Annotated in this window: 10 protein-coding genes; 5 read left to right on the plus strand and 5 right to left on the minus strand. The window is 73.3% G+C overall.

Going from position 1 to position 10,405, the window contains the following annotated elements:
• Nucleotides 1–8 precede the first annotated feature (8 nt).
• Genes ACLQ2W_RS10970 through ACLQ2W_RS10985 form a run of 4 tightly spaced genes read right to left on the minus strand, consistent with a single transcriptional unit; the run spans nt 9 to nt 3,463 of the window.
• Nucleotides 9–719: an ABC transporter permease gene (locus tag ACLQ2W_RS10970; protein WP_357297797.1), complete on the minus strand. Its 711-nt coding sequence runs from the start codon at nt 717–719 to the stop codon at nt 9–11.
• Nucleotides 719–1,678: an ABC transporter ATP-binding protein gene (locus tag ACLQ2W_RS10975; RefSeq protein ID WP_425786298.1), complete on the minus strand. Its 960-nt coding sequence runs from the start codon at nt 1,676–1,678 to the stop codon at nt 719–721. Before ACLQ2W_RS10975 ends, ACLQ2W_RS10970 begins: the two co-directional genes overlap by 1 nt.
• Nucleotides 1,675–2,556, minus strand: coding sequence for an ABC transporter permease (locus ACLQ2W_RS10980; protein ID WP_107158989.1), 882 nt, complete (start codon nt 2,554–2,556; stop codon nt 1,675–1,677). Before ACLQ2W_RS10980 ends, ACLQ2W_RS10975 begins: the two co-directional genes overlap by 4 nt.
• Entirely contained in the window at nt 2,549–3,463 is a 915-nt protein-coding gene (locus ACLQ2W_RS10985; protein ID WP_405091145.1) for an ABC transporter ATP-binding protein, read from the minus strand. Before ACLQ2W_RS10985 ends, ACLQ2W_RS10980 begins: the two co-directional genes overlap by 8 nt.
• 143 nt (nt 3,464–3,606) lie before the next feature.
• Between ACLQ2W_RS10985 and ACLQ2W_RS10990 the strand changes: the two genes are divergently transcribed.
• The 4 genes from ACLQ2W_RS10990 to galT all read left to right on the plus strand — a co-directional run bounded on the left by ACLQ2W_RS10990 (nt 3,607) and on the right by galT (nt 7,836).
• A complete protein-coding gene (locus ACLQ2W_RS10990) occupies nt 3,607–4,188 on the plus strand; it encodes a DM13 domain-containing protein (protein ID WP_425786299.1) in 582 nt (193 codons plus the stop codon).
• 113 nt (nt 4,189–4,301) lie between these two features.
• Complete coding sequence (cysC, locus tag ACLQ2W_RS10995) at nt 4,302–5,831, plus strand: adenylyl-sulfate kinase (RefSeq protein WP_425786300.1); 1,530 nt, start codon at nt 4,302–4,304, stop codon at nt 5,829–5,831.
• Between the two features lie 146 nt (nt 5,832–5,977).
• On the plus strand, nt 5,978–6,766 hold the full coding sequence (locus ACLQ2W_RS11000; protein WP_425786301.1) for a DeoR/GlpR family DNA-binding transcription regulator: 789 nt from the start codon (nt 5,978–5,980) through the stop codon (nt 6,764–6,766).
• Nucleotides 6,763–7,836 (plus strand): galactose-1-phosphate uridylyltransferase, encoded by a 1,074-nt coding sequence (galT, locus tag ACLQ2W_RS11005; protein WP_425786302.1) that lies wholly within the window; start codon nt 6,763–6,765, stop codon nt 7,834–7,836. The genes ACLQ2W_RS11000 and galT overlap by 4 nt, the downstream gene beginning before the upstream one ends.
• A gap of 303 nt (nt 7,837–8,139) precedes the next feature.
• Here the strand turns inward: galT and ACLQ2W_RS11010 are convergent, their stop codons facing one another.
• Nucleotides 8,140–9,357, minus strand: coding sequence for an NADP-dependent isocitrate dehydrogenase (locus ACLQ2W_RS11010; protein ID WP_107158977.1), 1,218 nt, complete (start codon nt 9,355–9,357; stop codon nt 8,140–8,142).
• 100 nt (nt 9,358–9,457) lie between these two features.
• On the opposite strand from ACLQ2W_RS11010, the gene ACLQ2W_RS11015 reads away from it, so the two are divergent.
• Nucleotides 9,458–10,255, plus strand: coding sequence for an MBL fold metallo-hydrolase (locus ACLQ2W_RS11015; RefSeq protein WP_425786303.1), 798 nt, complete (start codon nt 9,458–9,460; stop codon nt 10,253–10,255).
• Nucleotides 10,256–10,405: the final 150 nt, after the last annotated feature.

Below are 10,405 nucleotides of genomic sequence, written 5' to 3' on the forward strand. Positions count from 1 at the left end.
CCCGCCTTTCAGCTTGTCTCGCCGGCGACGCTGAACGAGCGCAGCCGGTCGACCGCCAGCGCGGTGAAGCCGACCGTCACCAGGGCGATCAGTACGCCGGCCACCGGCACCGAGACGGTGGTGCCGAGCAGCGCGGTCGGCGCGATGCGGTCGGCCAGCGCGATCACCCACTGCTGGACCGAGAGCACCTTGGTGCCGTCGACGAACCGGCCGAGCAGCCCCTCCCAGATCAGCACGTAGACCAGGCCGAGCAGCACCGGTCGCCGGCTCACCAGGCTGAGCGCCAGGAACAGCGCCGAGTAGGCCAACGCGCCGGCCACCGACGCGGCGACCAGGGCCAGGCCGAGGCGTACCGAGTCGGCCAGCACGCCGGCCACGTAGAGCGGGACGGCGACCGTGACCGCGCTGACGCCGGCCGCCACCGCGAGCTTCGGCAGCACGATCTGCCAGCGGGGCAGCGGCTTGGTGAGGATGTGCACCACGGTGCCGTCGTCGATCTCGGCGCCGAGCACGCCGGTGCCGACGATCAGCGCCACCACCGGCAGCACCACGGCCAGGCCGAGGCCGACCAGCACCGGCGGCCCCCACTGGCCCGGGTCCACCCCGAGCGACCGGCAGAGCACCGCCAGGCCGATCAGGACCAGCGGCAACGGCAACAGCATGAGGAACCGGCTCCGGCCGAACAGGCCGCGGGCGGTGATCCAGGTAACGGTCGACATCAGGCCTCCACCAGATACGAGAAGACGCTCTCCAGCGACTCGTCCTCCGGCAGGAGCTGCCGGACCCGGATGCCGTGGCGGAGGGCGATCCGGGGCAGGGCCCGGGTGAACGCGCCGTAGTCGCCGGCCTTGACGGTCAGGCCGGTGCGGCCCAGCTCGACCCCGGAGACCGAGGACTCGGCCATCAGCGCCACCGCCAGCGCCCGGTCGTCGGTGGAGCGCACCGCAAAGACGTGCGGCCGGTTGGTCATCAGGCGGCGGATGGTGCGGTAGTCGCCGGAGGCGGCCAGCCGACCGGCCACCATCACCTGGACCGTGCCGGAGACCTGCTCGACCTCCTCCAGGATGTGCGAGCTGAACAGGATGGTCCGGCCGGCGTCGCCGAGGGAGTGCAGCAGCGCCATCATGTGCAGCCGCTGTCGCGGGTCCATCCCGTTGAACGGCTCGTCGAGCAGCAGCACCTGCGGGTCGTGCACCAGCGCGGCGGCCACCCGGGTGCGCTGCCGCATGCCCTTGGAGTAGGTGCCGATCCGGCGGCCCTGCGCGCCCTCCAGCTCGACCAGCTCGATCGCCCGCCGGGCCGCCGCCTCCGGGTCCGGCAGCCGGTGCAGCTTCGCGCTGGCCAGCACGAACTCGTACGCGCTGAGGAACGTGTGCACCGCCTCCCGCTCGCTGACCAGGCCGAGCCGCCGGTAGACGCCCGGGTTGCGCCAGGTCGGCTCCCCGTCCAGCGTCACCGCGCCCCGGGACGGGGCGAGGAACCCGGCCATCATGTGCAGCAGCGTGGTCTTCCCGGCGCCGTTCGGGCCGAGCAGGCCGGTCACCCCGGGGCCGAGCCGCATGGTGACGTCGTTGACCGCCACCACGTTGCCGTACCAGCGGGAGACGCCGGCCAGGTCGAGGGTGCTCGTCGTGGCGGCGGGCGCGTCGGCCGCCGGTTGTGTGTGCAGCGCCGTCATCGGGCGGCCACCTTCCGGTATCGCAGGAGCAGCAGGCTGACGCAGGCGGCGACCAGCAGGACGGCGACCACCGCGTAGACCGGCCCGAAGCCGCCGATCGGGATGCCCCCCTCCTGTCCCTGGGTCAGCAGGTCGCCCAGCGCCCAGGTGCCCACGCCACTGACGAGCGACGACGGGGAGGCGAGGAACGCCAGCTCGTTGACCGTCCGGGAGGGCATGATGGACAGCACGCCGACCACCGGCGTGGTCATCAGGAACACCGCGACGATGCCGCCGGCGGCGAAGGCGCGCTTGCCGGTCAGCGACGCGACCAGCAGGCCGATCGAGGCGAAGACCACCGCCCACAGCCCGGCGTAGAGCAGGCCGGGCAGCAGGTCGAGCAGCTCGTCCCACACCCCGCGCATGCCGCGTGAGGTGGTGAACGCGGCGCCGAGGAACATCACCAGCTGCGGACCGCCGAGCAGCAGCCAGAGCGCGGTCATCAGGGCCGCCAGCTTGGCCAGCGCGTAGTCGCCGCGCGGCAGCGGACGGGAGAAGTAGAGCGGGAGCACGCCGCTGCGCAGGTCGCGGGAGACCAGCTCGGGTGCGGCCACCGCGACGAAGAAGATGACCAGCCAGCTCATCGCGTCGGCGAACTGGGCGTACGTCAGCACCACCTGGCCGAGCTGGCTGCGGACCGCGGTCAGCCCGGCGGCCACCACGGTGACCACGGCCACCACCAGCCAGGGGAAGATCTTCGCCTTGGCGCTGCGCCCCAACCCGAAGACGGTACGCAGACCGTGGCCGTAGAGCGCGCCGAAGACCTGCCGCCGGCCCAGCCGTGGGCCGGTGTAGCGCTGGTATCCGATGTCGTGGATGACGCCTGTCGCGTCAGACATGGCTGGGCTCCCTCGGGGCGAAGAGCTCGGCCACCCGGTGCCGTCGCTGGTCCAGCCGGTGCAGCGGCAGGTCCAGCTCGGCGACCGCGCCGAGGATCAGGTCGTAGGTGTGGTCGTCGGCGAGCGGGACGAGCAGCAGCCGCCCGTCCCGGGACACCGGCAGGTCGAGCGCGGTGAGCCGGGCGGCCAGTTCCTCCGTGCCCTCGCTCACCTCGACGGCGAGCACGTCGGTGGCGGTGGTCATGGCGGCGACCCGGTCGGCCCGCAGCAGCCGGCCGCCGTCGATGGCGACGAGCGTGTCGCAGATCCGCTCCACCTCGCCGAGCAGGTGGGAGCAGACCACCACGGAGATGCCGAACTCGGTGCCGATCCGGTGGATGAGCGCCAGCATGGCGTCCCGGCCGGCCGGGTCGAGGCCGTTGGTGGGCTCGTCGAGCAGCAGCAGGTCGGGGTCGTGCACCAGGGCCTGGGCGAGCTTGACCCGCTGCTTCATGCCGGTGGAGTAGCCACCGACCGCCCGGTGCCGCTCCTCGTGCAGGCCGACGTGGCGCAGCGCCTCGGAGGCGCGTTCCCGGGCCACCGTGCGCGGCAGCCCGCTCATCCGGCCCAGGTGGGTGACCAGCTCGGCGGCGGAGAGGTCCGGCGGGAGGGCGTCGTGCTCGGGCATGTAGCCGACCCGGGCGCGGACCTGCGCCGGATCGGTGGTGGGGTCGAGGCCGAGCACCTGCACCCGGCCGCTGGTCGGCGGGAGCAGACCCAGCAGGATCTTGATCAGGGTGGACTTGCCGGCGCCGTTGGCGCCGACCAGCCCGATGATCCCCGGCTCGACCGACACGGTGAGGTCGGCCAACGCGGTGACCCGGCCTCCGTACGTCTTGGTCAGCGACTCGGTCGCGAGCAGTGTCACGCTGCCAGCCTAGGAAGCGCGGGCCCGCCTTTGCACCGGGAAACGCTCGGGGTTGTCCCTGATTCGGCCCGGACACCGCCGGTAAGGCTTCCGTAAGCGGCCGGACCGGTGCCCGCCGCGCCCGCCACCGGGACACTCGACGCATGCCGATGCGTCTGCTGCGTGCGCCGCTGACCTGGATCGCCGTCGCCGTCCTCGTGGTCGGGGCGGCGACCGCGCTGTACTGGTTCCAGCCCTGGAAGCTGGTCACCGACACGGAGGTGCACGAGGAACTGGTGGCGGTGCCCTCCGCGGTGGCCTCCGCGGTGCCGTCCACGGGGTCGGCCGGGCCGTCGCGCCCGGCCACGCCGTCGCCGACGCCCGCCGGCCCGGTGCTGCTCGGCGGCGGCGAGTTCGTCAGCCACGAGCACGACACCCGGGGCGCTGCCCGGATCGTCCGCACCGCCGACGGGCGGCACCGGCTGGAACTGGTCGGGCTGGACACCTCGAACGGTCCGGATCTTCAGGTCTGGCTGACCGACCAGCCGGTTCGGACCGGGCCGTCCGGGTGGCGTGTCTTCGACGACGGGCGGCACGTGGCGCTCGGTCCGCTCAAGGGAAACCGGGGCGACCAGGCGTACGAGATCCCCGCCGGAACCGATCTCGCCGGGCTGACCAGCGTCTCCATCTGGTGCGAGCGGTTCGCCGTCTCGTTCGGCGCGGCGGCGCTGACGACCGCCGGCTGAACCCGCCCGGCGACACCCGGTCGACCTCCGGGTGACCGGGAGGTGGAGTGGCGCTCTCGACCGATCGCCGGTGGGCTGCGAAACTGTGTGCCGGCCGGCGAGTTGGGGGTTCGATGAGCAACGGGTGGATCCTGCCCGAGGATGTGCTGCGGGATGCGCCGTCGTACGCGCCAAGGCCCGCTGAGCTGGCCGATCTGGAATTGTTGCTGACCGGGGCGTACGCGCCGCTGAGCGGTTTCATGACCCGGGCGGACCTGGCCTCGCTGGGCCGGCGTGGCCGGCTCGCCGACGGCACCCCGTGGCCGGTGCCGGTGACGCTCCAGGTGCCGGCGGCGCTCGCCGACGGGCTGGAGCTGGCCGACCCGGCGCGTCGGGCGCTGGTGCTCACCGACGGCGAGGGCGCCCCGGTGGCGGCCATGGACGTGATCGACGTCTGGCCGACCCGCGACGGCACGGTCGGCGTGGGCGGCGCGGTACGCCGGCTCGGCGACGGCGGCCACGGGCCGTTCCAGCGGTTGCGACGCGGCCCGGACGAGGTGCGCGGGCTGCTGCCGCCGGGCCGGGTGCTCGGCGTCTTCGCCGACCGTGCGCTGCACCGCCCGCAGTTGGCCCAGATCGCGCACGCGGCCCGGACGCTCGGCGCGCACCTGCTGGTGCTGATCCCGGTGGGCGAGGAGTCCAGCGGTGGCCTGCCGGCCGAGGCGCTGGTGCGCAGCGTGTTCGCGGCCCGCGACCGGATGCCGCCGGCCACGCTGGTGGCGGTGCCGCTGGCGCGGCGCAGCGACGAGATCAGCGACGCGTTGCTGCGGGCGCGGGTCGCCGCCGCGTACGGCGTGACCCATCTGCTCTCCACCGAGGGCATGCTCTCCGGCGCCGGACTGCGGGTGCTGGTGCCGCGCGAGCTGGCGTACGACAACCGGGACGGGCAGTGGCGCTGGCGGGAGGACATCCCACCGCGCAACCGCCGGTTGGCGCTCAGCCAGCACGAGATCGACGACCTGCTGGACCGGGGTTTCCCGCTGCCCGAGTGGCACACCCCGCCCGCGGTGGCGCGGGAGCTGGCCCGGGCCCGCCCGCCCCGGCGGCACCGCGGTCTGGTGATCTTCCTGACCGGCCTCTCCGGTTCGGGCAAGTCGACGATCGCCCGGAGTCTCGCCGACGTGCTCCGGGAGCAGGGCGACCGGACGATCACGCTGCTCGACGGCGACGTGGTGCGGCGGGAGCTCTCCGCCGGGCTGGGCTTCAGCAAGGCCGACCGGGACCTGAACGTGCGCCGGATCGGCTGGGTGGCGGCCGAGATCGCCCGGCACCGGGGGGTCGGCATCTGCTGCCCGATCGCGCCGTACGCGGCGGCCCGGTCGACCGCCCGGGAGATGGCCCAGGCGGCCGGCGCGGGTTTCCTGCTGGTGCACGTGGCCACGCCGCTGGCGGTCTGTGAGCAGCGCGACCGCAAGGGTCTCTACGCCCGGGCCCGGGCCGGCCTGCTCACCGGCATGACCGGCATCGACGACCCGTACGAGGAGCCCACCGACGCCGACCTGGTGGTGGACACCTCGGACCTGACCGTCGAGGAGGCGGTCCAGCGGGTGCTGGAGCACCTCACCGAGACCGGCTGGGTGGAGCCACGCATGCAGCCGGCCTGACCGGCACGGATCTCCGCCGACCGCCGCCGTTCCGTCCCGGGACGGCGGCGGTGTCGCGTCCACCCCCGCCGACCGGTAGTGTTCGTCTTTGTTGGAACACGTTCGACCGCGTTCGCGGTGGGGGAAGGCTCGGGAGGTGACCGGCGATGCTCGCGCGACAGCGGCAGACCGCCATCCTGGAGCGGGTCCGCGCCGCCGGCGGCGTCCGGGTCACCGAGCTGGCCGCCGAGTTCGGCGTGTCGGACATGACCATCCGGCGGGACCTGGAAACGCTGCACGACCAGGGTCTGCTCGCCAAGGTGCACGGCGGGGCGACGCTGGCCGGGCCCGGCTCGACCGACGAGCCCGGCTTCCGGGCCAAGTCGGTCCGCCAGGCCGCGGAGAAGGCCGCCATCGCCGACCACGCCGCGCGGCTGGTCCGCCCCGGCGCCGCGATCGCGCTCTCCGCCGGCACCACCACCGCCGCGTTGGCCCGCCGGCTGGTGGACGTGCCCGGCCTGACGGTGGTCACCAATTCGCTGCCGGTGGCCGAGATCCTGCACGTCGGTGGCCGGCCGGACCAGACCGTGGTGCTCACCGGCGGGGTCCGCACCCCGTCGGACGCGCTGGTCGGTCCGCTGGCCGTGGCCGCGATCGCCGCGCTCCACCTGGACCTGCTCTTCCTCGGTGTGCACGGGATCAGCGAGCGGGCCGGGTTCACCACGCCCAACCTGATGGAGGCGGACACGAACCGCGCGCTGGTGGCCGCCGCCGACGCGCTGGTGGTGCTCGCCGACCACACCAAGTGGGGCACGGTCGGCATCTCGTCGATCGTCGGCCTCGACGCGGCGGACGTGCTGGTCACCGACGACCGGTTGACACCCGACGCGCGAGGGGTACTCGAGGACCGGGTGGGTGAGCTGGTGACCGTGCCCGCGACGGAGGGAGCGGAGTGAAGCGTACGCAGATCGAGCTGGCCGACGGCCGGGAGCTGATCTACTTCGACGAGCGGGACGACGCGGTGCGGGACCAACCGGACCGGCGGGACCTGCCCCCGCCGCCGCCCGCCTCGCAACTGCGGTACGACCCGCTGACCGACGAGTGGGTGGCGGTGGCGGTGCACCGGCAGACCCGCACGTTCCTGCCCCCGGCAGACCAGTGCCCGCTGTGCCCGTCGCGCGGCGACCGGCACAGCGAGATCCCGGCGCCCGACTACGACGTGGTGGTCTTCGAGAACCGGTTCCCGTCGCTGAGCCAGCGGGTGGCCGAGGAGCCGGCCGAGATCACGCCGTTCACCCCGGTGCGTCCCGGGCTCGGCCGGTGCGAGGTGGTCTGCTTCACCGACGACCACAACGCCTCGTTCGCCCGCCTCTCCCCCGGCCGGGTGCGGACCGTGCTCGACGCGCTCGCCGACCGCACCACCGCGCTGAGCGCGCTGCCCGGCGTCGAGCAGGTGTTCCCGTTCGAGAACCGGGGCGTGGAGATCGGGGTGACGCTGCACCACCCGCACGGCCAGATCTACGCGTACCCGTTCGTCACGCCGCGGACCCGGAGCATGCTGGCCGCCGCCCGCCGGCACACCGAGCGCACCGGCGGCAACCTCTACGCCGACGTGCTGGCCGCCGAACGCGCCGCCGGCGACCGGGTGGTGACCAGCAACGAACACTGGACCGCGTACGTGCCGGCGGCGGCCCGCTGGCCGTTCGAGGTGCACGTGGCACCGCACCGGCCGGTGCCGGACATCCCGGCGCTCGACGACGCCGAGCGGGACGCCTTCGGCCCGCTCTACCTGGACCTGCTGCGCCGCTTCGACGGGCTGTTCGACCTGCCGATGCCGTACATCGCGGCGTGGCACCAGGCGCCGGTGCGCGTCGACCGGGAGCTGGGGCACCTGCACCTGCAGCTGTTCACCGTCCGCCGGGCGAAGGACAAGCTGAAGTACCTGGCCGGTTCGGAGTCCGGCATGGGCGTCTTCATCAACGACATCGCCCCCGAGCGGGCCGCCGAACTCCTCCGCGCCGCGTGAAAGGCGGGGCCCCTTCTTAACGCCTCCGGTAGAGGCGGGGCCCCTTGTTAACACCTCTGGCTCCCCGCGCCCCGGAAACAGGGCGCGGGGGCCCGGGAACCGGGCCCCCGCAGGGAAGGGACGGGTGGACGGGACTGGCATCGCGTCCAACCGGACCAACGAGCCCGGCCGGGCCCGGGTGACGCCCCGGGCGCGGACACGAGCCGGCACCCGGACACGACGACGCACGGAAACGGCCGTGTCCGGACATGACGGAGCCCGCCGGCGCGTACCGGCGGGCTCCGTCGTGATCGGCGAGGAGGCTCAGGCCGCGAGCTTGCGGGCCAGGTTCTCGTCGAGCGCGTTCATGAACTCGTCGGTGGTCAGCCACGGGGCGTCCCGCGAGATGAGCAGCGCGAGGTCCTTGGTCATCTGGCCGCCCTCGACGGTCTCCACGATGACCTGCTCCAGCGTGTTGGCGAACTCGGTGACCGCCGGGGTGCCGTCCAGCTTGCCCCGGTGGGCCAGGCCCCGGGTCCAGGCGTAGATCGAGGCGATCGGGTTGGTCGAGGTCTTCTCGCCCTTCTGGTACTGCCGGTAGTGCCGGGTGACCGTGCCGTGGGCGGCCTCGGCCTCGACGGTACGGCCGTCCGGGGAGAGCAGCACCGAGGTCATCAGGCCGAGCGAGCCGAAGCCCTGCGCCACGGTGTCGGACTGCACGTCACCGTCGTAGTTCTTGCAGGCCCAGACGTACCCGCCCTCCCACTTGAGCGCGGCGGCGACCATGTCGTCGATCAGCCGGTGCTCGTAGGTCAGGCCGGCGGCGTCGAACTCGGCCTTGAACTCGGCCTCGAACACCTCGGCGAAGATGTCCTTGAACCGGCCGTCGTACGCCTTGAGGATGGTGTTCTTGGTCGACATGTAGACCGGGTAGTTGCGGTCCAGGCCGTACCGGAACGAGGCGCGGGCGAAGTCCCGGATCGACTCGTCGAAGTTGTACATGCCCATGGCGATGCCGCCGCCGGGGAAGTTGGCGACCTCCATCTCCATCGGCGCGCCGCCGTCGGCCGGGGCGTACGTGATGGTGACCTTGCCGGGGCCGGGAACGACGAAGTCGGTGGCCTTGTACTGGTCGCCGTGCGCGTGCCGGCCGATGATGATCGGCTTGGTCCAGCCCGGGACGAGCCGCGGCACGTTCGACATGATGATCGGCTCGCGGAACACCACGCCGCCGAGGATGTTGCGGATGGTGCCGTTCGGCGACCGCCACATCTTCTTCAGGCCGAACTCCTCCACCCGGGCCTCGTCCGGGGTGATGGTGGCGCACTTGACGCCGACGCCGTGCTCCTTGATGGCGTTGGCGGCGTCGACGGTGACCTGGTCGTCGGTCTCGTCGCGGTACTGGATCGACAGGTCGTAGTAGTGCAGGTCGACGTCGAGGTACGGCAGGATCAGCTGCTCCCGGATCTGCTTCCAGATGATCCGGGTCATCTCGTCGCCGTCGATCTCCACGACCGGGTTGTTTACCTTGATCTTCGCCATCGGCCGGCGCTCCTCTCGGGGGACACGTGCTCAAGCAGTACGAGCGTACTGGAAACCGTCGGAGGTGACCCAGCCGGCCTCGCGGTGACATCCTTCCCGCATGCCGCTGACGCACACGCTCGGGTCCATCACGATCACCTCGCTGCTCGACGGAGCGGGCCCCTTCTTCATGCCGCGCGAGGAGGCGTTCCCCGACGCCACCGAGGCGAACTGGCACGAGGCGGACCGGCGGGACCCGGACGCGATCGGGCCGGACGGCGGCTGGCGGCTGCCGTTCCGCGCGTTCGCGCTGCGTACCGGTGACGGGCCGGTCACCCTGGTCGACGCCGGCATCGGCCCGGCGGACGCCCCGGCGGCGAGCTGGGCGCCGGTGCCCGGCCGGCTGCCGGCCGAGCTGGCCGACGCCGGCATCGACCCGGCGGACGTCCGCACGGTCGTCCTCACCCACCTGCACAGCGACCACGTGGGCTGGGCGGGGTCGTTGTTCCCGAACGCCGACCACCTGGTGCAGCGCGCCGAGCTGGACGCGCTGGAGCTGTTCCACCCGGAACTGCCGGCCCGGCTGCTCGGGCCGTTGCGCGCCGACGGCCGGCTGCGGGTGCTCGACGGCGACACCGACCTCACCCCGGGGGTACGCGTGCTGAGCACGCCCGGCCACACCCCCGGGCACCAGTCCGTGCTGGTGGAGTCCGGCGACGAGCGTCTCCTGGTCACCGGCGACCTGCTGGTGCACGCGATCCAGTTGATCGACCCGGCACTGTGCTACGTCCACGAGGAGGACCGGGCCGGGGCCGGCCGGACCCGCGAGCGCGTCCTGTCGACCCTCTCCCCGCTGCTCCTGGCCACCCCCCACCTGGGCGCCCCCTTCACCCCCCACCCCACCACCCCACCCCGTTGATCATGAAGTTAGCGGCGATGTCGATCTCCGTTTCGGCCGCCAACTTCATGATCAGCCCGGGACGGCGCGGGGGGGGGGGGGGGGGGGGCCGGCCGCCCCCCCGCCCGGGGGGGGGGAGGGCGGGGGGGGGGGGTGGGGAGCGGCGGGGGG

It is taken from the genome of Micromonospora sp. DT227, from assembly GCF_049841835.1.
Classification (GTDB): domain Bacteria; phylum Actinomycetota; class Actinomycetes; order Mycobacteriales; family Micromonosporaceae; genus Micromonospora.